Origin of the sequence: Gaoshiqia hydrogeniformans, from assembly GCF_049347105.1 — a bacterium.
Classification (GTDB): Bacteria; Bacteroidota; Bacteroidia; order Bacteroidales; family Prolixibacteraceae; genus Gaoshiqia; species Gaoshiqia hydrogeniformans.
The window spans coordinates 3,131,990-3,156,215 of sequence record NZ_CP186334.1 but is presented as its reverse complement, the minus strand read 5'-3'; the positions used below and the strand labels follow the sequence as shown (position 1 = coordinate 3,156,215).

The 24,226-nt window shown below is 44.5% G+C and carries 29 protein-coding genes; 2 read left to right on the top strand and 27 right to left on the bottom strand.

Features of this window, described 5'->3' with window-relative positions; genetic code table 11:
• Positions 1–58 precede the first annotated feature (58 nt).
• From ACOIT5_RS12850 to ACOIT5_RS12840, 3 genes are all read right to left on the bottom strand, one after another.
• On the bottom strand, positions 59–1,051 hold the full coding sequence (locus ACOIT5_RS12850; RefSeq protein ID WP_423126557.1) for a FecR family protein: 993 nt from the start codon (positions 1,049–1,051) through the stop codon (positions 59–61).
• Positions 1,052–1,138: 87 nt separating this feature from the next.
• Positions 1,139–1,741 (bottom strand): RNA polymerase sigma-70 factor, encoded by a 603-nt coding sequence (locus ACOIT5_RS12845; protein ID WP_423126556.1) that lies wholly within the window; start codon positions 1,739–1,741, stop codon positions 1,139–1,141.
• A 24-nt stretch (positions 1,742–1,765) separates the two neighbouring features.
• The gene (locus ACOIT5_RS12840; RefSeq protein ID WP_423126555.1) at positions 1,766–2,257 is read right to left on the bottom strand and encodes a cytidine deaminase; all 492 of its coding nucleotides are present in this window, start codon (positions 2,255–2,257) and stop codon (positions 1,766–1,768) included.
• A gap of 97 nt (positions 2,258–2,354) precedes the next feature.
• Between ACOIT5_RS12840 and ACOIT5_RS12835 the strand changes: the two genes are divergently transcribed.
• Entirely contained in the window at positions 2,355–3,305 is a 951-nt protein-coding gene (locus ACOIT5_RS12835; RefSeq protein ID WP_423126554.1) for a glucosaminidase domain-containing protein, read from the top strand.
• Here the strand turns inward: ACOIT5_RS12835 and ACOIT5_RS12830 are convergent.
• The 16 genes from ACOIT5_RS12830 to ettA form a co-directional block, all read right to left on the bottom strand.
• Positions 3,302–3,580 (bottom strand): hypothetical protein, encoded by a 279-nt coding sequence (locus tag ACOIT5_RS12830; RefSeq protein WP_423126553.1) that lies wholly within the window; start codon positions 3,578–3,580, stop codon positions 3,302–3,304. The genes ACOIT5_RS12835 and ACOIT5_RS12830 overlap by 4 nt on opposite strands.
• Positions 3,577–4,539, bottom strand: a complete 963-nt coding sequence (gene fmt / locus ACOIT5_RS12825; RefSeq protein ID WP_423126552.1) for a methionyl-tRNA formyltransferase — start codon at positions 4,537–4,539, stop codon at positions 3,577–3,579. The genes ACOIT5_RS12830 and fmt overlap by 4 nt, the downstream gene beginning before the upstream one ends.
• Positions 4,540–4,833: 294 nt before the next feature.
• Entirely contained in the window at positions 4,834–5,682 is an 849-nt protein-coding gene (locus tag ACOIT5_RS12820) for an IS3 family transposase (RefSeq protein WP_423126433.1), read from the bottom strand.
• A complete protein-coding gene (locus ACOIT5_RS12815; protein ID WP_423126434.1) occupies positions 5,679–5,957 on the bottom strand; it encodes a transposase in 279 nt (92 codons plus the stop codon). The genes ACOIT5_RS12820 and ACOIT5_RS12815 overlap by 4 nt, the downstream gene beginning before the upstream one ends.
• A 437-nt stretch (positions 5,958–6,394) precedes the next feature.
• Entirely contained in the window at positions 6,395–6,982 is a 588-nt protein-coding gene (locus ACOIT5_RS12810) for a hypothetical protein (RefSeq protein WP_423126551.1), read from the bottom strand.
• A 100-nt stretch (positions 6,983–7,082) separates the two neighbouring features.
• Positions 7,083–8,162, bottom strand: a complete 1,080-nt coding sequence (locus ACOIT5_RS12805) for a VOC family protein (RefSeq protein WP_423126550.1) — start codon at positions 8,160–8,162, stop codon at positions 7,083–7,085.
• Positions 8,159–8,956, bottom strand: a complete 798-nt coding sequence (locus ACOIT5_RS12800; protein WP_423126549.1) for an SDR family oxidoreductase — start codon at positions 8,954–8,956, stop codon at positions 8,159–8,161. The genes ACOIT5_RS12805 and ACOIT5_RS12800 overlap by 4 nt, the downstream gene beginning before the upstream one ends.
• Positions 8,957–9,085: 129 nt before the next feature.
• A complete protein-coding gene (locus tag ACOIT5_RS12795; protein ID WP_423126548.1) occupies positions 9,086–11,533 on the bottom strand; it encodes a DUF5686 and carboxypeptidase-like regulatory domain-containing protein in 2,448 nt (815 codons plus the stop codon).
• Positions 11,534–11,541: 8 nt separating this feature from the next.
• The gene (locus ACOIT5_RS12790) at positions 11,542–12,138 is read right to left on the bottom strand and encodes a CDP-alcohol phosphatidyltransferase family protein (RefSeq protein WP_423126547.1); all 597 of its coding nucleotides are present in this window, start codon (positions 12,136–12,138) and stop codon (positions 11,542–11,544) included.
• A gap of 57 nt (positions 12,139–12,195) precedes the next feature.
• The gene (locus tag ACOIT5_RS12785; protein WP_423126546.1) at positions 12,196–13,308 is read right to left on the bottom strand and encodes an SDR family oxidoreductase; all 1,113 of its coding nucleotides are present in this window, start codon (positions 13,306–13,308) and stop codon (positions 12,196–12,198) included.
• Positions 13,309–13,380: 72 nt separating this feature from the next.
• Entirely contained in the window at positions 13,381–14,055 is a 675-nt protein-coding gene (locus ACOIT5_RS12780; RefSeq protein ID WP_423126545.1) for a diacylglycerol/polyprenol kinase family protein, read from the bottom strand.
• A gap of 31 nt (positions 14,056–14,086) precedes the next feature.
• Positions 14,087–14,815, bottom strand: coding sequence for a phosphatidate cytidylyltransferase (locus ACOIT5_RS12775; protein WP_423126544.1), 729 nt, complete (start codon positions 14,813–14,815; stop codon positions 14,087–14,089).
• Positions 14,816–14,838: 23 nt separating this feature from the next.
• Positions 14,839–15,630: a sulfite exporter TauE/SafE family protein gene (locus ACOIT5_RS12770; protein ID WP_423126543.1), complete on the bottom strand. Its 792-nt coding sequence runs from the start codon at positions 15,628–15,630 to the stop codon at positions 14,839–14,841.
• A complete protein-coding gene (locus tag ACOIT5_RS12765) occupies positions 15,627–16,295 on the bottom strand; it encodes a DUF6134 family protein (protein ID WP_423126542.1) in 669 nt (222 codons plus the stop codon). The genes ACOIT5_RS12770 and ACOIT5_RS12765 overlap by 4 nt, the downstream gene beginning before the upstream one ends.
• 56 nt (positions 16,296–16,351) lie before the next feature.
• Entirely contained in the window at positions 16,352–16,807 is a 456-nt protein-coding gene (locus ACOIT5_RS12760) for a GbsR/MarR family transcriptional regulator (RefSeq protein WP_423126541.1), read from the bottom strand.
• A 349-nt stretch (positions 16,808–17,156) separates the two neighbouring features.
• Positions 17,157–18,842, bottom strand: coding sequence for an energy-dependent translational throttle protein EttA (gene ettA, locus ACOIT5_RS12755; RefSeq protein WP_423126540.1), 1,686 nt, complete (start codon positions 18,840–18,842; stop codon positions 17,157–17,159).
• A gap of 138 nt (positions 18,843–18,980) precedes the next feature.
• On the opposite strand from ettA, the gene ACOIT5_RS12750 reads away from it, so the two are divergent.
• The gene (locus ACOIT5_RS12750) at positions 18,981–19,343 is read left to right on the top strand and encodes a response regulator (protein ID WP_423126539.1); all 363 of its coding nucleotides are present in this window, start codon (positions 18,981–18,983) and stop codon (positions 19,341–19,343) included.
• An 82-nt stretch (positions 19,344–19,425) separates the two neighbouring features.
• Here the strand turns inward: ACOIT5_RS12750 and rplQ are convergent, their stop codons facing one another.
• The 8 genes from rplQ to secY all read right to left on the bottom strand — a co-directional run bounded on the left by rplQ (position 19,426) and on the right by secY (position 24,222).
• Positions 19,426–19,992: a 50S ribosomal protein L17 gene (gene rplQ / locus ACOIT5_RS12745; RefSeq protein ID WP_423126538.1), complete on the bottom strand. Its 567-nt coding sequence runs from the start codon at positions 19,990–19,992 to the stop codon at positions 19,426–19,428.
• A 6-nt stretch (positions 19,993–19,998) separates the two neighbouring features.
• Positions 19,999–20,991, bottom strand: coding sequence for a DNA-directed RNA polymerase subunit alpha (locus tag ACOIT5_RS12740; RefSeq protein WP_423126537.1), 993 nt, complete (start codon positions 20,989–20,991; stop codon positions 19,999–20,001).
• Between the two features lie 20 nt (positions 20,992–21,011).
• Positions 21,012–21,620 carry a 30S ribosomal protein S4 gene (gene rpsD / locus ACOIT5_RS12735; protein ID WP_423126536.1) on the bottom strand — a complete coding sequence of 203 codons (609 nt, stop codon included), beginning with the start codon at positions 21,618–21,620 and terminating at the stop codon, positions 21,012–21,014.
• A gap of 20 nt (positions 21,621–21,640) precedes the next feature.
• Positions 21,641–22,030 (bottom strand): 30S ribosomal protein S11, encoded by a 390-nt coding sequence (rpsK, locus tag ACOIT5_RS12730; protein ID WP_423126535.1) that lies wholly within the window; start codon positions 22,028–22,030, stop codon positions 21,641–21,643.
• A gap of 14 nt (positions 22,031–22,044) precedes the next feature.
• Entirely contained in the window at positions 22,045–22,422 is a 378-nt protein-coding gene (rpsM, locus tag ACOIT5_RS12725) for a 30S ribosomal protein S13 (protein WP_423126534.1), read from the bottom strand.
• Between the two features lie 27 nt (positions 22,423–22,449).
• On the bottom strand, positions 22,450–22,566 hold the full coding sequence (gene ykgO, locus ACOIT5_RS12720) for a type B 50S ribosomal protein L36 (RefSeq protein WP_081782363.1): 117 nt from the start codon (positions 22,564–22,566) through the stop codon (positions 22,450–22,452).
• Positions 22,567–22,577: 11 nt separating this feature from the next.
• Positions 22,578–22,799 carry a translation initiation factor IF-1 gene (gene infA, locus ACOIT5_RS12715; RefSeq protein ID WP_282591442.1) on the bottom strand — a complete coding sequence of 74 codons (222 nt, stop codon included), beginning with the start codon at positions 22,797–22,799 and terminating at the stop codon, positions 22,578–22,580.
• 79 nt (positions 22,800–22,878) lie between these two features.
• Positions 22,879–24,222, bottom strand: a complete 1,344-nt coding sequence (gene secY / locus ACOIT5_RS12710) for a preprotein translocase subunit SecY (RefSeq protein WP_423126533.1) — start codon at positions 24,220–24,222, stop codon at positions 22,879–22,881.
• Positions 24,223–24,226: the final 4 nt, after the last annotated feature.

The following is a 24,226-nucleotide window of genomic DNA, read 5'->3' as shown; positions in this document are numbered from 1 at the left end:
GTCGCACTTCCCTTTCTTCCTTTTACGAGTCACTCAATTCATAGGCATATTCGTTTTATCATTTTGTATAAAAGGTAATTACATTGTTCGTTATTCGGCAAGCTACATATTTCGACCGTTCAAAATATGATATGACTTCCAAAATACTCTCACGTTCCACGGTTCCGGTAAAGCGTCGGTTTTTCACCTGCTCATCGGCAAACTCAATCTCCACATCAAACCATCGTTCCAGTTCGTGTTCCAACTCTTCCAGCGATTGGTTACGGAAAACCAACCGTCCGTCTTTCCATTCGGTTTCGGGCGACAGGTCGGCCAACTCCACGACCTGCATTTGCCGGCTTTCTTTATCGAAAATCAGCTTTTGGCTGGGCTCAATGATGGTCGATTTGTTGTTTCCGGTCACTTTCAGGCTCCCGCTAACCAAAGTGGTTGTGGTAGTCGCCTCACCGGCATAGGCTTTCAGGTTGAACTCCGTACCCAGAACTTCGATATCAATGGCGGAAGTGTTCACCCGGAAAGGATTCCGGGGATCTTTACGCACCGAGAAATAGGCTTCGCCTTCCAACATCACCTGACGGGATCCGTTTTTGAAATTATTATTGAAGGTGAGCTTACTTCCCGAATTAAGAATTACGCGGGAACTATCGGGCAATACAACGGCAGTTTTATCGCCCAAATCGCAGGTGATGGTTGTCAGGGTATCGGTGCCAACCGTTAATTTCGTCCCTAAATAATACGCGACCGGAATCGTCAGGGTCAGCAACAAAATTGCAGCGTAACGGGCAAATTGGTAAATGCGGTTTTTCCGGGCATCTCTTTCTTTCAGAAGAGACGTTTTCCACAGAAATTTTTGAATCGCCTTTTCGATCTCGTAGCTGTCCGGATTGTGTTCAATTCCTGAACTTAGCCAGATTTCTTTCAACTCGTTAAAAATTTTTTGTTTCCCGGCATCATCGGCCAGCCAGTTGGCAACTATTTGTCTTTCTTCGGCGTTTGCTTCTTCGGCAAACACGCGAATAATCAACTGATGGATGTTCTGATCTGTATGCATAGCTATCGTATTCAAAAGTGATGATGCAAAAACAGGCAAAGACCCTGTATTGGGGGAGTAAAAAAAATCAGTTCCCGGTTTTATGCTTTAGAAAATGCTGTTGAGGAACAGAAAAAGAAGAAATTCGGGCAAATAATCTTTCAGGTTTTTACGGAGCGACAGTAATGCTTTCGATAAGTGCATTTCAACCGTTTTTACTGAAAGGCCCATTATTTCTGCAATTTCTCCGTTCTTTTTGCCTTCGTAGCGTTTCAGCCTGAATACGGTTTGTTGCTGAGGTGGAAGCGAAGCAACCGCGTCATCAATGGTTTTTGTCAAATCTTTCAGTAGCAGACTATCGAAAGGAAGTTCTTCGGAAGCAAGGATAAAATGACTGTTTTCCGCAGCATTCTCTTTAAAAAAATGATCCAGGTTTTCCTCTTTCTTCAGTTTTCGGAGGTAGTTTAACGAATTGTTACAAACGGCATGAAACAAGTATCCTTTCACCGACGACCTGATTTCGAGCGTTGCCCGGTTTCGCCAAATGTTGAAAAAGGTTTCCGAGACAATTTCTTCAGCCACATCCTTGCGCCCCACATAACGCCGGGCATACGAGCAAAGCGGCACATAATATTTACGGAACAGAAAAACGTAGGTATCATCGTCCCCTTCCCGGAGTTTTCGGGTGATGTATGTCAGGTTATTGTCCATTGACAGGAGTTTTTTGAGCTTCGTTTAAACGCCTGCTTTCAACGAATTCCCGTTAAAGCTGAGAGGCAATAAACTTTCAACATTCGTCAGTTCTTCAATCAGTTCGCGGCTTTCGAGTAAAATGCGGATGGGTTTTGCAAAGCGCGACTGTGTTTCGAGCATGGCCTGGCGACAGGCCCCGCACGGACTTAAACTTTTTGCCCGCTGCCCGTTTTGATCGATGGCCGTGACGGCGATAGCCGCAACCGCTTTTTCCGGGAAATTGGAATTTGCCCAAAATAAGGCAGAACGCTCGGCGCAGGTACCGATTGGCGATGACGCATTCTCCTGGTTATTCCCGGCAATGATGCTGCCATCCTCCATCCGGAGCGCTGCGCCTACTTTAAAACCGGAGTATGGAGCATATGCTTTTTTTGCAATTTCACGGGCAGCCAGAATTAATTCACGATCGTTTGTTATTAACTCTTCAAGACGACTGTATTGATGAATAAGAATTTTGATTTCTTTTGTTTTCATAAAATAAGTCTTTTCCCAAAAGTACATTTTTAAATGCACTTTCGCCAGATTAGGCTATTTCAGGGTAATTCTTATTTTTGTCTAAATTTATATCGTTATGATCAGAAAGATTTTTGCAAGTTTTTTCCTCAGCATAATTTTCATCAGTAGTTTTTCTCAACGCAAATACAGCCGCGAAGAATACATCCAAGCTTACCGTACCTTGGCCGTTCACGAAATGCAGCGTACGGGTATTCCGGCCAGCATCAAGTTGGCCCAGGCTTGTCTCGAATCGGCCGACGGGAATAGCGAACTCAGCCGGAAATCGAATAACCATTTTGGCATTAAATGTAAAAGCGACTGGACCGGTAAGCGCGTTTACCACGATGATGATATGCGGAATGAATGCTTCCGTAGTTATAAAACCGTGGAAGAATCGTTTGTTGACCACAGTAACTTTTTGTCGGCCAATCCACGCTATAGCGCTTTATTTAATCTGGAGATTACCGATTATAAAGGATGGGCCCACGGCCTAAAAAAGGCGGGGTATGCCACAAATCCGCATTATGCCGAACGCCTGATCCGGATTATTGAAGAATATAAGCTGTACATCTACGACCAGGTGATTGACGGCCGGCAACTGGCCCGCATCAACAACAATAACGGATCGAACGGGACAAACGGGGGAGGCCCGCTGATCAACCCTTACGAGTCACGAAAAATTGTATCGCGAAACGGATTGAAATCAATTGTCGTTAAAAACGGCGACAGCATCAGTAAAATCGCGGAAGAACTAAACATGAAAACCTGGGAGATCTTCCAGTACAACGACTTCCCGAAAAACAGACGGCTGTACGAGAACGAAATTCTCTACATCGAACCAAAACGAAACAAAGCGCATAAAAACAACAACGTACACGTGTTTGAACATGACGACAGCATGCACTTTATTTCGCAACGCTACGGGATCAAACTCAAAAACCTATACCGGATGAACCGGATGAGTCCAAATACCGAACCACGCGAAGGGACTGTGATTTACCTGAGAAACAAGAAACCTCAGAATTAATGATTCAGAAATCCACGGTAAAACATCCGTATTGACAGCGCCAGAAAAAGCAAGCCTGCTGCCAGATACACAAAAAAAGGCAGGTAAGCCATATTGTTGCTGAAACTGAATACAAAAATATTCAGTGTTTCATGCAATTGCAGACTACCGCTTTTCCATGATGCCCAAATAACGTATTTGAAAATGAAGAAGTCGATATAAAAGAATAAAAAACTCAAGGCCAGGTAAAAAAGGCACAGGGTTATTTTCAACGCTATAAAAAGGATTTTCTTCATTTTACAGTGTGGTGTTCAATCCGGTGAAATCCCCTTAAAAAATCGACTGTGTTCATTCGCTTTTTACCGGACAGCTGTAAATCCGTCAGATTTAGCCAACCATCGGCGGCGGCAATTTTCAGGTATGTTTTCCCGTCAGACCGGATCGTTCCCGCAGCAGATGGAACACCGGGCTCAAAGGTAGCTGCGAAGATCTTCAGCACAAGGGTCTGTCCGTTTTCATCAGTCAGTTCGGTCCAGGCAGTCGGATAAGGCGAAAGTCCCCGGATCAGGTTACGCAGTTGTTGCCCGGGTCTCGACCAGTTGATGCGACAATCTTCCTTAAAGATTTTCGGGGCCGGTTTCAATTCATCGGTCTTAACGTCATGCTGTTCGACGGGAGAATAATTCCCCGAAGCCAGTGCATCTACCGTTTTCACAACCAGCCCGGCGCCAATTTCCATTAACCGGTCGTGAATATCGCCTACCGTATCGTTGTCGGCAATGGTTATTTTTTCACGGAAAAGAATAGCCCCCGTATCAATTTCGTGAGAAAGCAGGAAGGTGGTAACCCCGGTTTCTTTTTCTCCGTTGATAATAGCCCAGTTCAGGGGAGCTGCGCCCCGGTACTGCGGCAAAAGAGAACCATGCAGGTTGAAGGTTCCCATGCGGGGCATGGCCCAAACCGCTTCGGGCAGCATCCGGAAAGCCACCACCACCTGCAAATCAGCATTCAGACTTTCCAGCTCGCGGATAAAATCAGGATTTTTCAGTTTCTCCGGTTGCATGATGGGCAAACCTTTTTTTGCCGCATAGTGTTTCACAGCCGACTCCTGTTCCTGTCGCCCGCGGCCGGCTGGTTTATCCGGAGCTGTAATCACCCCGACGACCTGATAGCCATTTTCAACCAGGGCCTGTAAACTGGCCACCGCGAAATCGGGCGTACCCATAAAAACAATCCGCAAATCTTTTCCGGTCATAAATTGTACTTTTTAGGCAAAGATACCTGTATTGGGCGAAAACCCACAAACATCAGCTTGTAATTAGATAATTGGTCATTGATTATTGCAGCTTGCGGCTTGAAGGAGTATGCTTCCCCCCATCCTTAGGACAGGATAAATATAAAACTAAGTTTGATGATAATGATGATGCAATGGTGTTAACAACCGGAAATAACTCGCAGAGAAGCGGAGAGTTATTCTGGTTATTAACACCTTTTCTTTTTTGGCTACTTTTTTCTTTTGTCAACATCTCTGGTTTTTGTTTATAACTCATCAGGCTGCCTGGAAAATCTCTGCTGGAACCTGGTAAGCCAACGAACTATGCCGTCTTTGTTGATTGTAATAATGAAAGTATCGTTTCAGCCCCATATAGAGTTCGGGCCCCGTTTCATAGGCATTCAGATAAATATCTTCGTATTTCAGGCTGCGCCACAGTCTTTCAATAAAGATATTGTCCGTGGCACGGCCCCGTCCATCCATGCTGATGGTGATATTTTCACCTGTCAGAAAACCGGTGTACAACTCGCTGGTAAACTGGCTGCCCTGGTCTGAGTTGATTATTTCGGGCTTGCCATGTTGGCTGATAGCCTCTTTGACCGTCTCCAGTACCCATTCGGATTCCATCGTGTTGGACAGGGACCATCCAACCACAAAACGGCTAAAAAGGTCAATAATGGCCACCAGGTACAAATAGCCATGCCTGACCGGAACATACGTGATATCGATCCCCCAAACCTGGTTGGGCCGCTCAATGACAAGGCTGCGCAGCAAATAGGGATACTTCTTATGCTCTTTACATCCTTTTGAGGTATGCGGGCCCGGAACGATTGCCGACAAATCCATCAACCGGTATAACCTGGCTATCCGCTTATGATTGACCTGAAACCCCATATCCCGGACCAACCATTGGGTCATCGACGGAACTCCCATATAGGGATGTTTCAGGTAATGCTGATCGATCAGTTTCATCAATTCAAGGTTGAAGGCATCTTCTTGCTTTTCCTGTAAATTATAATAGTACCCGGAACGATGAATGCCCAGCAGTTCACACTGCCGCTTGATACTGAGCTTGTGGCGGGCCTTGTCAACAATCTTGCGCCGCTCTGCGGGACTGGCTTTCATGACAAGGCTTTCTTTAAAAAATCAATCTCTACCTTTTGCTGGCCAATCACCTCGTACAGCTTCTGCTTTTCCTTGTCTTCCGATTTGTCACCCTTGGTTGATCCTTCCGAAAAAACAACTGAGGATTTATTTAAAAACTCCCGCTTCCAGTTGGTGATCTGGTTGGGATGAAGATCATAACGCTTGGCCAGTTCCGCGATGCTTTCCCTTTCTTTCACGGCTTCGACGGCCACCTTGGCTTTAAATTCTGCTGTAAATTTCCTTCTGCTTTTCATAGACAACAATTTTAATAATTTCAAATTAATTCTGTTGTCCTAAATTTGGGGGTAATTATAGAGTTCAAAAAAGCACCTGAGTGACAAAGTACCAAAGTAAAAGGCGACTGCTGCCAGCAAACTCTTGTTTTCGTATTCTCCGGACCTTGCCTTCCATACACCGTGGAAAAGGCTTCCGTGGTGTATGGAAAAGGCTTCCACGGGTCGTTTAAAGCGCTTACAGCCTTCATGCAAGTAGCTTGCACGTGTCGTGCAAAGGGCTTATACGGATCATGCGAAAGGCTTCCACGAGTCGTGCAGAAGGCTTACACAATTCATGTAAAAGGCTCTCTCGAACGTCGAGGGAAACCGGTACGGTTTGAGGGAAAGTTCGCCAGCAAAGGAGTGAAACTTGGAACTTGAAACTTTAGGCTTGACGACGTTAAAAAAGCACCGGCTTACTTCTCCGGTTTTTGCTGTTTGAACTGGTCAAACTCTTTTTTCAGGCGCTCATAGTGCTCCGGGCCAAAAAGATAATCAAAATTTTGCATGTCAGGCAGCTCTTTCAGTTGAAAAGGCATGGAATCGGGCTGAGCAAAGCCGCCAAACTGTTTCATCATATCTTCGCGAAATCGGTCGAGGTTGAAGAGTGAGAATGAATCGGGTATCAGGTTTAAGGCGCTGTCGTTAAACCATTGTCCAAACGGATTCATTGAATCGAAGCCGGGGCTACCGAAAAAATCAGGCATTCCGGGGAACGGACTTTGTCCTCCGAAAATTGAATCGGAAAAGAAATTTTGGAAACTGCCGCCGAACATATTTTCCATTTCCCTGCGGATAGCATCCAGGTTAAACGTGTTCAGATTAGCTGAATCTGAAGACCAGCTCCAGACATAAGTTGAGTCGAAACGAATCAGGTTACCGTTTTCGTCAAACTCTTTATTGACCTGGATTTGTTCTTCCGGCAGCTTTGCTTTTTCCTTTTTCTGTGCCAGACAGCAGTTAACAAGCACGAAAAAGAGCATAAAGGGAATTAACTTTTTCATTGCCTACGAATTTTAAACAGCGATTAAAACAGCTTGATCAGTCACAAAATTAATCAATTGTTTTGCTAAAAAGTTTAAAAAAACATTAAACAGTTACTTCTTAATCCTTAACCCGGCTAAATTTCAAGGTATTAATCATCCAGTTTGGAAGCGATTTTTTCGGGTCTCTCCCTTTTAGTTTCATATACCATCCGAGCTTTTCGATGATGGGAAGTTTGTGTGTCTCAACAAACTCAATGGGTGTGCCGTCCGGATCGGAGATGTACGAGAAATGACCGGCAGCAGAACCCATGTCGAAACTATCGGCGCTGTTTACGGTAAACGGGAAACCTTTCTGTTCACATTCCTGCTTCAAAAAGTCCATTCCCATAATATCGAAGCAAATGTGGATGAAACCCAGTTCACCCCAAATCCGGTCCTGGTAGATCTTTTTCGGACGACGATCGAGCGGCTGAACCAGTTCAATCCGGGTCGGGCCCAGCAGTTTACTGAATGGCCCGGTCCGGGGTTGGTGTTTCAGTAAAACCCGCCGGTAGGTCTCATTTCCGCCGGGTAAGGCGGCAAAATCATCAAACCGACCGGATTCATCAAAAACAACCTGACTGTACTGAAGAATATCAGCATATACTTTTTTAGCTTCATCGATATCTGAAACCCCGATCACTGCGCCCGCAACCCCTCCGGTCAACGATTTTTGTTTCAGATAAAACGACGAATCTTCGGTAATTTCAAAAATATTGTTGTACGGATCGCGGAGGTAATAATGCAGACGGCCCTGCGGGTCCGGGCATAAGGTTCCGATGAGATCCAGCCCTTTGGCCTGGTGTCCCTCAAATGCCTGCCTGATATTCCGTGATTTCATTTTGCAGATGTATATGCCGCAGTCGCCCAACTGCACATTAAAAACAGGCGGTTTGGAAAGCATATCGGTATGTTGCCAGATCTCGAAACCACCGCCGCCTTCCATATTCATGGCCAGCGCCGCGTAGCGCCTGCACTCTTGGCCGTTGGTGTATGGCAACATGAGTTTCGCGGTAGCCGTGTCTTCAAACACATTGATATCCATTCCAAAGGCACCACGATACCATTTCCAGGCTTCCCCGGCATCTGCCACGCCGATTCCGATTTGTTGAATGCCGCAAATATTTTTTTCCATGTCAATACGACTTTTTGTCTTCATTCAGGACTGATTTTGGTGACTATTTTATAATATAAGGCCGGAATAAACCGCCGGATATAAACCATCAGAATTTCTTTTCGCCCCACCAGACGTTCTTTTCGGTCTTTTTTTATGGCTTTCACAATTTGGACCGCACAAACATCCGGCGCCATTCCGTTCGCCTGCCCGTCATCCATTTTATCGTACGGACGACCATCTGCCATGATCGCATTTCGTGAAATACCGGTTCTGATCCTGCCCGGTGAAATAATCGTTACATTAATTTTTTCGTTGAGCAACTCGGCTCTCAGCGCTTCAAAATATCCCTGTACCGCGTGTTTTGAGGCCGTGTAGGCTGTTCGCAGCGGGAAGCCGAATTTCCCGGAAATGCTGCTGATCACAACCAGATGCCCCGATTTATTTTTAAGCATATGCGGCAACACCAGCTTGGTTAGTGCCACCACGCTGAAAAAGTTAAGTTCCATGATGATCCGGTCGATTTCCAGCGGTGTTTCTTTCGCCAGTGAGCGTTGGCTCCGGCCGGCATTGTTAACCAGCACATCGATGTGACCGGCTTGCGCCAAAACAGCGTTCACCACACCGTTCAGCGAATTGATATCTGAAAGATCGGCAGGTTGAACCCAGCAGGTTGAGGTAAATATTAAACATTTGGCCTTTACCTGCTCAAGTTTATCTGCATTCCGGGCCGACAATACCGGGAATGCCCCTTCGCGGGCAAAGGCGTAGGCCAGCTCTTCCCCGATCCCGGATGATGCGCCTGTAATCCAGACCACTTTATCCTTAAGGTTCTTCATATCGTTCCCGGTTCGTTTAACGAACAAAAGTTGCAAATAAAAAATCTAAATTCATACCTAAATCCGTAATTTATCATCCTCTTCAAAAGATTATCCTGACACAATACGATCATCCGGCGGTTTACGCCTTTAAAAACTCATCTCTGCCCTGAGACGGAGACCGCCATTATCCGTAAAGTTCCTGTTTTTATACTCCGGGTTGAGTTGATGAACGTATTCGACACGTAACACCTTGAAAATATTTGTTACGCCAAAACCAATTTCCGCGTAAGGCGATTTAAATTCGTTTGTATAATAGCCGGGCAAATCAAACACCCCTTTATAGGAATCGTCCAATTTACCGTGATGAAATTTAACAGAAAGAATTTCGCGCAATTTCATCTTCCTGACAAGCGGAAGCCGGTTAAGGATCACACCTCCCCCGTTGAAATGCAGGTGCGTGTTGGTGTACAGGTTGTGGGCAAAGGATGCAAAATGCAGCAGGTTATAACGGTCTTTCGCATACCCAAGCGACATGGAGCCGACCGGCTGATCGAGCAAATCGTACGGCGCATCGCCAAACAGATAACCCGCATTGACAATATAATTCATAAAGATCTGCCCCATATTGATCCGCCCCTGCACCGATCCGTGAAACTGAGCATAAAATCCCGAATTCCTCATACTCTCTCCCGGCAGTAAAGTTTGCCCGATGTCCCAACTCAGGTTGACGACCGGTGTCGGATTCACATAATATACCCGGTCGAAATAATACTTGTCGTAGTGCTGTCCGAATGTAAACCGGACGTCGAACAACAGGCCGTAGTTTTTATAGCTGTTATACACTTCCCCTTCGCGCACAAACGAAACCGCGGGCGTACTTTTGCTCGACAACAGGTAAGGAGACGCTTCAAGGTGGGTACCGTTCGGCGAATTGTATTCCATCCGCAGTTCAAAACTTTCTTCATCTTTCAGATAGGGATTGTCCTCCCTGCTGGTGAAGATGGCTATGAAATTCCCCGTACCCTTGTTGTTGGGGTTATTTTTAATGAAACGGAGATACTTATCCTGAGAAACCAGGGCATAGTCGTTTGAATAATTAAACCTGAAAACAAACTTGTCGGTTTTTAACGGCTGATAAACCAGGTTCCCTCCAAACTGGAACTCTTCGTTCCGGGTACCATAGCCTAAAAATCCGCCAACCGAAAAATTCTTAAACAGTTTCTCACTGGTTCGCAAGGGTACCGAAAAACGGCTGCCTTCGATGGTATTGGTGCTGTAAATATCGTAAACAGGCCCGATATCGATTTTCCCGGCATTGAAATAGCTGGTCAACACCATCCCCCCGATCGCATCAATGCCCTTCACCACATCATGTTCTTTGATCTTGTCAACATGGGCATAGGAGTCGGTCTCGGGTTTCCGGGAAGCAAATTCGGGCTGATTTTTCCACATTCCTGCGTTCACCTGCTCAAGACGTTCGGATGTGGAATAACGGGTTGACCGGCTGATCAACCAGTTGCCGCTCGATACCTGCTCAACGCGTTTCGAACTGTAATTCGATACCGAATCTTTATTTAACGTCAAAGCCAGGTTGATGTCGATTTTTTGCTCATGATAAAACCACCTGCCGTCGGGCAATTTGCTATACGAAACGTTTCCCTGAAAACCGTTTACAAAATTCAGATTGGCTTCCCTGGAAATGTAAGCGTCAATCCGGGTTAAGGCAAAACTGCCGTCTTCAATCACAAACTGACCCGAGAACAGCTGATTATATTTGTTTTTAGGTGCATATGAAAAGTTAAAATATTTTGTACTGTCAATCATGACACTATCGTTCAGATACAGGTTATAATGCGACAAAGCCGAATTGCTCAGCGGCGAGATAAAACCCCGGTCCAGAATCACGATCTGGTCCTTGTAGAAATCCAGATCGACAACGACATTCTTCAGGATAACACTTTCAAAGGCCTGGTTTAACCGGGGGAAAATGCTGTTCTTTTTATGATGGACCACTTCAGCCTGGTTGCCGGCAACATCACGTGCCTGTTCGAACAGGTAAACGGGCGAAAACCGAAGGTCCTGGTTGTCGATCTTTACGGTAATATCGTCGAGGTTCCCAAAAGAGCGAATCATCCGGGAAGTTGTATCCACGGCAATGTACACGGTGGTGTTCTCCACCGACTTATAATCTGTCAGTCCAAGTACCTTTTCCCGGTTTTCCTTTTTGTGCCGGAGAATTTCATTAAACAATACCCTGGCCCGGGGAATTTCGGGTTTTACCGTTACTTCATGAATTAAGCGAACATCCCGTTCCAATAAAACCGTAAGCCGCTTGCCCGCTATATCCCTGACCGGTATTTCCTGAGGGATATAGCCAACAGAAGAAAAACTGATAATATCGTTGGTCGAAGCGGAAAGCTTAAAAAACCCATTGATATCCGACATCGTTCCGCGCTGTGTTCCTTTAATCCAGACATTCGCGAAAGGAACAGGCTCTTTATTCGCGGCATCTTCGATGTAACCCGAAACCTCCTGCGCAAAAATACCTGAACCGGCAAAAGTGATTAAAACAAGTATCGCAAACCGAACCAACATAGCAATAATCAATTATGGCTGTTCTTTGCCTTCATCAACCAATAGAACCCTTTAACCCCGATTTTTATATCGTCGAGCCACAGCAATACAAAAATCTTCTCGATGTAAGCGATAACTCCCCAACCTACGGCCAGGTAATACATCCAGGGGTAAAAGCCAAAGACAAACAACACGAAAAAGAATATGCTTTGGATATATCCTGCCGATACGGCCGAATAGAGGTGTAAACCCGGTATTTTACCAAAGCGGTAGAATGAAACCAGGTAGCTCAGCACAAAAACCGACAGGAAAAGATACAGGATCCAGGCGTGAGGTTCGATGTCCGCCCACTTAAAAAGAAACAACCCCAGCAGGGCCATCGCGTAAGTACAGATATCGGCCAGGTTATCGAGCGCTGCGCCAAAATTGGTCTGAAGTTTAAAGTAGCGCGCAATATTCCCGTCAAGCACATCGCTGATCAGGCTAATACACAAAAAAATGACAAACCATTTTTCCTGGCCGGTCAGGGCAAAAAACAGAATGAGCGGAAAGACCAGGAGGCGGTATAAACTAATGAGATTAGGCACATTTAAAATGTTTTCGCCTTTTACTATTACTTTTTTCATTTACAATCAACATTAAAATCGTTCATTTATTCATTGATCCGGACTCGACTGACCGAATCAGGAAGCCGAGGTGAAAACCTTGCTTTTTTTCTTATCCGACAACTGAAGGATGAAATATTCGAGCATCTTATACACGCTTTGCTCGCTGGGTTCATTTCCGTTGGACGAAACAAGTAAATCCAGATTTTTCGTATCAAACAAGATATTAACATCGGTATAGCTGCTGGTAAACGACATGCCGATGGAGATAACCCGTTCCAAGGCATTCATTTCTGCCCTCGAAAGCGTTTTATCAGCAATCAGGCGAACAGGCAACAAGTTTGACAAGCTGCTGATAATATGGGCATTTTTAATTGAATTTCGGGCCGTAAAATTCATGATAACAGGCAGATTACGCACTTCCAGCGTCCGAAACAAATAATTGACAACGGTATCGATCGGGATCAGATTTTGAGTTGAATCCGGATCAACGCGCACCCGGATGGTTTTGTGGGGATACCGCAACGCGAGGCTGTGAACTCTCCGTGCGAAATCGAAAATACCATAATCGGTTTTGGTAACCCCCGTTTTATTATGGCCAACCACCTGCGACAAGCGAATAATATACCCGTTTAACTGATGGGAGTCGATAAATTTCCGGACTACGTTTTCAGCAAACCGTTTCGATTGCTCATAGTAATTCCTGAAACCCGATATCTCTTCGTTTTCATAAAAGGTTTCCTGAAACAGGCCCGGCGCCTTGCCGCACGAGTAGGCCGTGCTGATAAAAAAGAAACGCGACCGGGCGGTAGCATACTTCGAAAATACCTTCAGCGAATTTTCAATCCCGTTGATGTTGGTATTGAATATTTCCTCCTTCGATTTAAAATCGAACTTGAGGCTGGCAGCAAAATGAAAATAGTCGGCATCCTGGCTGAAAATTTCTTCGAGTTGTTTTTCAGACATCGAAAAATTGTCGTGGAGCAGTGAATAATTGAATATCTTCAGTTTTTCTGTTTTTTTATACACGCCATCATTAATTTCGGCCAAAGCAACTTTCATCCGGTCATCAGCCGAATACTTATGACTTCCTCTCACCAGTGCGATGACCTCGTAATCCTGCCGAAGCAGTTCGTTGATAAAGTTGGAGGCGACATAGCCATTGGCCCCGTTAATAATTATTCTCTTCATAGTATATCGTCTTCTTGAATCGATTAAAGTACATAGCTTTATTTCTTTATCCGGGTTTACAAATTGTTTTCATTACAGAAAAAGCGCCAGAATGATGACAACACTCAACGGAATGCTCAAATTATCGGAACCACGCCAGCCCGCTATTTCGGCCAGGGTTCCGGTTACGGCTACAAGCAGCGCCAGCCAGAATGTCTTCAGATCGAATACGGCCCTGTGAAAATAAAGAGCGATAATGCTGATTACAAAACCGGTGACCAGAAATGCAACCGATCCGATGATGGTCTTTTCTGTTTTTACACCAAACAGTTTAATCTTCCCATTGTTTTTCTTCGCACTCATACCAAGTATCGCCGCCATGGGGTCACAAACAGCCAGTAACAACATGGGCAGGATATACAGAAATTTATTCTCAAAAAGGGTGGAAATCAAAAACGTGATGTAGATAGAAAACGGCAACAGGTAACTTCCTATTGATTTTCGTTCAATATCGTGAATTGACTTCAGTTGTTTACTGTACTGCGTAGCCAACAAAACCGCGAAGAAAATAGCCGCAAGGATCATGACGTACCAATGTGAACTAAAAATATACGGAAAGGGAATTGTCGCCAGTGTGCCTGTGAAGTGGGCAAACTTACGCGTTATTTCGCCTTTCACGTTAAGTCTCCGGTAATTGAGTTCATTAAATATTAAAAGAATGGCTATTCCAATTAAATAAACAAACGCGAATACAATTGTATTGACCATGTCACTCTGTTTTTAGTTGGTACTGATCAGGCTAAAAATTAAATATATACACGCCGAACGCCACCCATGCCCCACCGGCAATCAGGCTGTCGAAACGATCGAGAAAACCTCCGTGTCCCGGAATCAGCTGACTGAAATCTTTTACCTGATATTTTCTTTTATAATAGGATGCTGCCACATCGCCTGCAAAGGCAAAAAACACAACACCTGCTGCTATCCATACTGATTTTAATGGCAATCCGTCATACAGGTCATCAAGCAACAGCGAACTTGCCATCGCCACCAGCGTCCCGCCAACCAGCCCGCCAACCGTTTTATTGGGGCTGATTTCGGGCAGCAGTTTCGTACGTCCCCAGAGCTGCCCGCTGATTTGGCTGAAGCTGTCGAAAATGGAAAGGATTAAAAATGAAAAGAGGATTAATCCCTTATCCTGGCTGCTAAACAGGAAAAAACCTGTCGACAGAACAGTATAAATAAACAGCGACAACCCAAAAAAACCTTTGAGTTGATACCTGCTTAAACGGAACAATTTAAATAATTCATAAAACCCGACACCGACAATCAGCGCGGCCAGATATGTGAACAGAACAGGTTTAACAACAATGCTGAAAAACAAAAGGTTGATAATAAAAAAATAAGCGATAAACTTGGTGTAACTTTTCCGGGCCACCCGTGCCTCTTTATTCCGGTTGATCAAATAGAAACCAATCCCGCCAAGCAAAAAATAAGTAAGAATAATCAAATAAATTGTACGGATCATATTCTACTGTTTATCATTTCACACTATCCGGCAATCATTAAAACCCCCAATGCCACCATCACAGCGGCATAAGCATATTTAATTTTGTTTTCAGAATTTCCGACTTTAACGTTTGCCAGTAATTTAGGTCCGGTAAGCGCCCCGATTGCAGATCCGGCAGTCAGAAATCCCACCAGGGTCAGATCGATTTTCCCGATTAAAAAATGTGCGCCTACCGCAAAAAATGTATTGATCAAAACAACCAGCATGGATGTACCGATCACCATCTTTAAAGGAATACGCATTGAAAACAGGCCGGCAAGGACAGGCGCTGTTCCGCTTGTGCCAAAAGCACCGGTAATAATTCCGCCAAATAAGCCGAAAAATGACCCCTTTGCTATTTCCTGCCCGGAGTAGCGTTGTACTTTTGTGGTAACGCCGTCATGCCGGTTACGCCAGGTGCCGGCAATCATGTTGACTGCAATTAAAACAGAATAAACCCCGAAACTCACTTTAAGCATACTGCCGCTGACCAGCCGCGTAATACCGGCGCCTGTAAAAGCCCCGGCAATACCCGATATGGCAAATAAAACAGCCATCTGAATATTGATATTGCTTTTTCGGTAATGCCCAAGCGAGCCAACCAGGCATATCGGTAAGGTGGCAACCAACGAGGTGATTACCGCTGTTTGAGCCGGCGCCTTTACAAGAAGCATCAGGATCGGCAGAAAAAAGAATCCGCCTCCTCCGCCAAGCATGGTCCCGAACAACCCGATGATCAGGCCGAACAAGGGGAGCAAAAAATAAACCGGTTCTATGGGAGAATAAAAAATCATGGCAATCTGCGTTCTAAATGGATTGTTGCTAACGGATGTATCAGTAAGGCGCGGTCTAAAATACCGTCTTTATAATTGTATTCATTTGTTTTATTGTCTTTTTCGTCGGTAATCACATAGGTTTGGTCGGCGGTACATTTCAGCGGCTTCTTTTCGCCGTTCCGTTCATTAAACAGGTATGCAACCTGCTCCGGCTCATTGAAATAAAGCAAGCTCCCGCTGTAGGTAATATTTTCATTCACAAAAGTGGAGTCTCCGTCTTCGACCAGCAGATAGGCATCGCCCTGCTTTTCAAGCCGCAAATCCGAATTCAGTTTCCCGTTTTTTATGGTTTGTACATGCGAACTCCATAAACTCCCGTCGCGGTAGATACTATTTTGTATAAACTTAACCCGGTATGTGAAAATAATTTTTACTTCAACGTCAGTGACTGCTTCGATCCTGACCTCATCGCCCACATTTTTTTGGTTCACGGTAAATTCACCGATATTCATCCCTAAAACACGGATACGGTATTTTGCCGTACGGTCGGTTTGCCGGGCAGAAGCTGATGAAGAAAAAACAAGCATCATCAGCAGCGATACCCACATAAATCCTGAATTTCTTACAAGCGTACCGATCAGGCTACCAGCCTGTGGAATGGTTTTCATGGCCCGTTTAATCATATTTTTAAACGTAAATTTTCATATACGAATCAATGACAAAAGAATCTCATTATTGTTTACATCTCCTTTTTAAATTCTTCTGCTTTTACGAGAAAAAACTTCAATCCATCAGAAATCGATTTCAATAAATTCACATTCTTTGAGTTCTGGTCTGTTTTTAAGCTGATAATCTGGTCAATCAGATCGATGTGCTGCCTGATTTTCTTCTCCGCTTCCCCGAGAATGGCAGGGACATCTCTCGATATCGCCCGGTAGTAACGTTTGCGGTCGCCCGGGTAGGTTGTATATTCGATACATCCGCGCAGTTCCAGGTTTTTAAGGGCGGTACTGACAGTCCCTTTGCTAATCTGCATCTCTGTTACGATCTCTTCAAAGGTATACTCTTCTTTATCCATCACCATCAACAAACCCATAATACGGGCAGCAACCGGCTGGATCCCATCCCGTTCGCGATGCCGACCAATGCACTCAATCAGTTCTTTTTGTTTCCTTATCCTTTCCGAAGCATCCATCTTTTCTCGTTTTAACGTAAATTTAATCGGTTTTCTCAGTTCAAAACTAATCAAACACTCAAAACTTCACAAACAAAACAATATTTTAACCTTGTAAATTTTCAGTCAGGCGGCAAAGCGGAAAAATAAGGGCATAGCCGTCCCGTCGATAGCCCGGTTAAATAAAACAACTGTTTTGCTGCCGGGTAACGCAAAGGTTAATCACGAAGCGATTTTCCTTCGCGAAGGCTGTTATCACTGGTTTTGTGCAGGGTAGAAACGAAAATTTCCTACTGTAAAAAAAGATTTTTCACGGCAGGAAATTTTAGTCTGGCTGTTATTTCACACAACAGCATGGGCAAAAAAAGGGCTATTTCACCAGCTTTTTATATTTAATGCGGTGCGGACCTTCATCGCCCAACCGTTTCTTTTTGTTTTCTTCATATTCAGAATAGCTTCCTTCGAAGAAATAAGCGCGCGATTCGCCTTCAAATGCCAGGATATGGGTGGCAATCCGGTCGAGGAACCAGCGGTCGTGCGAAATCACCACGGCGCAACCGGCAAAGTCTTCGAGCCCTTCTTCCAGCGCCCGCAGGGTATTGACATCAATATCGTTAGTTGGTTCGTCGAGCAGCAACACGTTGCCTTCTTCTTTCAAGGCCATGGCCAGGTGCAGCCGGTTGCGCTCTCCACCCGAAAGGATACCGCATTTCTTTTCCTGGTCGGAGCCTGTAAAATTAAAACGCGATACATATGCGCGGGCATTAATCTGGCGCCCTCCCATCGCGATCAAATCACTTCCGCCCGAAATCACTTCATAAACCGTTTTATTCGGATCGATGGCAGCATGAGACTGATCGACATAAGCCAGCTTCACCGTTTCTCCCAACTCAAAAGTTCCTTTATCGGCTTCAAGCTGTTTCATAATCAGCTTAAAGAGGGTGGTTTTCCCGGCGCCGTTGGGTCCAATAACGCCAACAATCCCGTTGGGAGGCAATACAAAGTCAAGGTCTTCGAATAACAGCCGGTCGCCAAATCCTTTGGACACGCCGTGCGCTTCGATCACCTTTTCGCCCAGACGAGGGCCATTCGGGATGAAAATCTCCAGTTTTTCCTCTTTTTGTTTCACGTCCTCGTTCATCAACTGGTCGTAGGCATTTAAACGGGCTTTGGCTTTGGCATGACGGGCCTTGGGCGCCATACGGATCCATTCCAACTCGCGTTCCAGGGTTTTCCGGCGCTTCGATTGTTGTTTTTCCTCCATCGCCAGGCGTTGTGATTTTTGCTCGAGCCAGGAAGTATAGTTTCCTTTCCACGGAATGCCTTCGCCCCGGTCGAGTTCCAGAATCCAGCCGGCTACATTATCGAGGAAATAGCGGTCGTGCGTGATGCAGATCACTGTTCCTTTATATTGCTGTAAGTGTAATTCCAGCCACTGCACCGATTCGGCGTCAAGGTGGTTGGTCGGTTCATCAAGCAACAGCACATCCGGCTCTTTCAACAATAAACGGCATAAAGCCACACGACGCTGCTCGCCGCCCGAAAGCTCGCTCACCGGCTGATCGCCCGGAGGACAGCGTAACGCATCCATCGCGCGTTCGAGTTTTGTATCCAGGTTCCAGGCATCGTATTGGTCAATTTTCTCCTGAAGCCGGGCCTGTTCGTTCATCAGGGCATCCATTTTGTCCGGGTCTTCCAGCACATCGGGATCGGCAAAGCGCATGTTTACCTCTTCGTAGGCTTTCAACACATCAACCACTTCCTGTACACCTTCTTCCACGATTTCCTTCACTGTTTTCGAAGGGTCGAGATGTGGTTCCTGCTCCAGGTAACCCACACTGTAGCCGGGTGAAAACACGACTTCGCCCTGGTATGATTTTTCGAGGCCGGCAATAATTTTAAGCAAGGTCGATTTTCCTGATCCGTTCAACCCGATGATCCCAATTTTGGCTCCAAGGAAAAATGAAAGGGAAATATCTTTAATCACCTGCTTCTGTGGAGGGTAAGTTTTGCTCACCCGGTACATCGAAAAAATAATCTTTTTGTCGTCGCTCATATCTGTCAATTTATTAGCTAATCTGTCAAAATGGTATTTTGAACTATCCAATCCAAAACTTCAGTTAGCAAATGTAAATGATTTTTGGGATGAATATGCGTATCTTTAAACTGTAATTTTTAATCAAAAACGACTGCTTTGAAGATATTGGTTGTAGATGATAATCCGATTAATCAGAAGTTTGTTCAATACTCACTTCGGAATTCTCACGATATCGATACGGCAAATGACGGCGAAGAAGCGGTTAATAAGGCTGCACATAATCTCTATGATTTAATTATCATGGATTTATGGATGCCCATTATGGATGGAGCTGAAGCAACCTTAAAGATTCGCCAGTTAGAGCGTAACAGCAACCGGAAAACGCCGATTATGGTGTTTACCACCAGCAACATGGAAAACGACCGTAACCGTTGCCTGCAGTACGGCGCAAATGATTACCTGGTAAAACCGGTTCCTGCTGCCACACTGCAGGAAAAAGTCAAGTGCTTTTCGAAATAAATCAGTGGTTGATTTGGGACCAATAGCATAAACAAAAAAAGCTGACTTTAAAGTCAGCTTTTCTATTTTTTGTCTGAATAAACTATTCAGCTCTTGTCTCGTCAGCCTGAGCTTCATCAGTTGCCGGTTCTTCAACGGCTTCGGCTTTCGTTTCTTCAACCACATCGGCTGCTTCTTCCTGGGCAACTTCAGCTTTCGCTGCAGGAGCGGCAGTTTCAGTTGCTTTTTTAGCGGAGCCACGGCGCGAACGACGTGATTTGGTTTTGGTTTCTTTAGCCGCGAGCATGTTTTCATTGAAATCAACAAGCTCGATGATACACATTTCGGCATTATCACCTAAACGGTTACCTGTTTTCAGGATACGGGTATAACCGCCCGGACGATCGCCGATTTTTTCGGCTACATCTCTGAAAAGTTCAGCAACAACCGTTTTGCTTTTCAGGTAGCTGAAAACGGTACGACGTGAATGTGTTGTATCATTTTTTGCCTTTGTAATAAGCGGCTCAACATACATCTTTAGCGCTTTGGCTTTGGCTGTTGTCGTGGTAATTCTTTTGTGCAAAATCAAAGAATTGGCCATATTCGACAACAAAGCTTTGCGATGAGCGCTTTTCCGTCCCAGATGGTTGATTTTTTTATTATGTCTCATTTGTGCTTATTCCTTGTCTAATTTATACTTACTAATATCCATTCCGAATGTCAGATTCATGGCATTCAACAGATCATCCAACTCTGTTAATGATTTTTTACCGAAGTTTCTGAATTTAAGCAAATCGTTCCGGTTATAGGTAACCAATTCGCCCAAGGTTTCCACATCGGCAGCTTTCAGACAGTTTAATGCGCGAACTGACAGATCCATATCAACCAATTTGGTTTTCAGAAGTTGACGCATGTGCAGCACTTCCTCATCAAATTCTTCGTTTGCAAATTTCTCGTCCGAATCAAGGGTAATTTTTTCATCAGAGAATAACATGAAGTGATAAATCAGGATCTTGGCAGCTTCTTTCAAGGCATCTTTTGGATGGATTGAACCATCGGTTTTGATTTCGAGAACCAACTTTTCGTAGTCAGTTTTCTGCTCAACCCGATAGTTTTCAACTGCATATTTCACATTTTTTATCGGTGTGAAAATTGAATCAATCGGAATTATACCAAACTCAGCATCTACCGGCTTATTTTCAGCGCTGGGAACATAGCCGCGACCTTTGCCTATGGTAATTTCCATTTGCAATTTAACATCAGCTTCCATGCGGCAAATAACCAGCTCTGGATTTAAGACACGGAAACCGGTCATAAATTTATTGATGTCGCCAGCCGTAAATTTTTCCTGTCCGGTAATGGTGATAGAAACTTTCTCACTGTCAAAATCTTCTACTTCACGTTTAAAACGGATTTGTTTCAGGTTCAGGATGATTTCAGTGACATCTTCCATGATTCCTTTAACCGTTGCAAACTCGTGGTCTACGCTTTCTATTTTAACGGTAGTTATTGCATAGCCCTCCAACGAAGATAACAGGATTCGACGCAAGGCATTACCGATGGTAATCCCATAACCAGGCTCCAATGGACGAAATTCGAATTTACCGACTTTCTCATCGGACTCTACCATTATTACTTTGTCAGGTTTTTGGAACGCTAATATTGCCATAATAATACTGAGTAATTTTATTATTTAGAATACAACTCTACGATCAGTTGTTCTTTAATGTTTTCCGGAATTTCTTCCCGTTCCGGGCGATTCAGGAATTTTCCGGTCATTTGGGCTCCATCCCACTCCAACCAGGCGTGTTTGTTGTAACGATGAGAAGTCAAAGCGGCCGAAATGATTTCAAGCGATTTTGATTTTTCGCGTACACTTACCACATCGCCGGGACGAAGCTGATAAGAAGGAATATTAACGATTTCACCGTTAACCATGATGTGTTTGTGGGTGACCAACTGCCGTGCACCTGCGCGGGTGCGGGCCAATCCAAGACGGTAAGCCACGTTGTCGAGCCTTGACTCGAGCAACTGAAGCAATACCTCACCGGTAATCCCCTTCGCAGCAGAAGCTTTGTGGAACAAGTTGGCAAACTGCCGTTCCAACACGCCATAGGTGTATTTAGCCTTTTGTTTTTCACGCAATTGCAAACCGTATTCAGATTTTTTACGTCTGCGGCTGGCTAAACCGTGAAAACCGGGAGGATAATTTTTCTTTTCAAGAACTTTGTCTGGTCCGAAAATTGGTTCACCAAATTTTCGTGCGATTTTTGATTTTGGGCCTCTATATCTTGCCATTATTCATCCAAATTAAAAGATTAAACACGTCTTCTTTTTGCAGGGCGGCAACCGTTGTGCGGCAGTGGAGTCACATCAACAATTTCGTTTACCTGAATTCCCACGCTGTTAATCGCACGAATAGCAGATTCACGCCCGTTTCCGGGGCCTTTTACAAAGACTTTTACTTTTCTGAGACCCAGGTCATAGGCCGTTTTTGCACATTCTTCTGCGGCTACCTGTGCGGCATAAGGCGTATTTTTCTTTGAACCTCTGAATCCCTTTTTACCAGCCGACGACCAGGAGATAACTTCTCCGTTATTATTGGTCAGTGAAATGATAATGTTATTGAATGAGGAATGAATATGCGCCTGGCCAGTAGCTTCAACGTTAACAACTCTTTTTCTTGTAGTTCCGGATTTTTTTGCCATAACTTAACGATCAATTATTTAGTGGCTTTCTTCTTATTAGCTACAGTTTTCTTCTTTCCTTTACGTGTACGGGCATTGTTTTTAGTACTTTGCCCACGTACCGGAAGGCCAATACGGTGACGGATGCCACGGTAACAACCGATGTCCATCAATCGTTTAATGTTCAACTGGTTTTCAGAGCGAAGTTCACCTTCAACTTTGAAACTTTCGCCGATTACTTTACGAATTGCAGCAAATTGGTCATCATTCCAATCCTGCACTTTGGTGTCAAAATCAACGCCAGCTTTTTCGAGGACGAACCGGGCACGGTTCCGGCCAATACCGAAAACATAGGTTAATGCCACTTCACCTCTTTTATTATTAGGAATATCAACTCCAACAATACGAGCCATAAAAAAAATTTTTACAAAGTTAATTAATTATCCTTGACGCTGTTTGAACTTTGGGTTCTTTTTATTGATCACGTACAAACGGCCTTTTCTGCGAACAATTTTGCAGTCGGCGCTGCGCTTCTTAATGGATACTCTTACTTTCATTATTTCGTACTTTAATTTTTATATCTAAAAGTAATCCGTCCTTTAGTCAGGTCGTATGGAGACATCTCCACTTTCACCTTATCTCCCGGAAGAATTTTGATATAATGCATCCGCATTTTACCAGAGATGTGTGCCGTGATCACGTGCCCGTTTTCGAGTTCAACCCGAAACATGGCATTTGACAAGGCTTCGATGATTGCTCCGTCTTGTTCTATGGAAGGCTGCTTTGCCATATTTATTTATCTGTCCAATTTAATGCCGGTCCGGTTTTTCAACCATCCCGGCCATATTGTTAATTTAGATGAAAGACGTTTAATACATAGCAGCACCACCGCCGGTACGTCCTTTAATCCGGCCTGATTTCATCAAACCGTCATAATGCCGCATCAACAGGTGGCTTTCGATTTGTTGCAACGTATCGAGCACCACGCCAACCAGAATCAACAGGGAGGTACCGCCGTAAAAATAGGCGAACTGCGTGTTAATTCCGGCCATCATTGCAAATGCAGGCAAAATGGTTACGATTCCGAGGAAAATTGATCCGGGAAGCGTAATCCGCGACATGACTGTATCGAGAAATTCGACCGTTTTTTTACCGGGTTTTACCCCCGGGATAAAACCACCGTTCTTTTTCATGTCCTCGGCCATTTGTACCGGGTTTACAGTAATGGCGGTGTAAAAATACGTAAACAAAACCACCATGACAAACTGAGAGAAATTATACCAAAACCCAACATGATTCGACATTGCAGCCGCAAAACCGCTCATGCTTTCCGAATTGGCAAATCCTGCAATACTAATCGGAACAAACATGATCGCCTGGGCAAAAATGATCGGCATTACCCCGGCGGCATTCACTTTTAATGGTATATACTGACGTACGCCCCCGTATTGTTTGTTTCCAACAATGCGTTTTGCATATTGTACCGGGATCCGGCGGGTACCTTGTACCAACAGGATGCTCCCCATGAAAACGATGAACAGGACAACAAACTCAATCAGGAACATGACCATACCGCCACCCTGTTGCTCCAAACGGGAAACAAACTCTGCAAAAACAGAGAATGGCAGACGGGCAATAATACCAATCATGATAATCAACGAAATACCATTACCTATTCCTTTATCGGTGATGCGTTCTCCCAACCACATAATAAACATCGATCCGGCAGTCAGAATGATTGTTGATGTCAGTTTAAACATCCAGCCGCTCATTGCAAATGCTTCTGCAGGAAGTTGATAGGTTAAGTTGGCAAGATACGCCGGTGCCTGGAACAACAAAATCAACACCGTCAGATAACGGGTTATCTGGTTGATTTTCCTTCTTCCTGATTCTCCCTCTTTTTGCATCCGTTGAAAATACGGGACGGCTATTCCCATTAACTGGATGACAATAGAAGCAGAAATGTAAGGCATAATCCCTAAAGCGAATATAGAAGCGTTTGAGAAAGCCCCTCCCGAGAACATGTCTAACAACCCCAGCAACCCCTCTGAAGTTTGTTGTTTCAACTGTCCAAGTTGAGCGGGATCAATTCCCGGTAAGGCGACAAACGATCCTAATCGATAAATCAAAAGAAGAAATAAGGTTAAGCCCAAACGGGCTCTTAAATCCTCGATTTTATAAATATTCTTTAGGGTTTCGATAAATTTTTTCATTAGG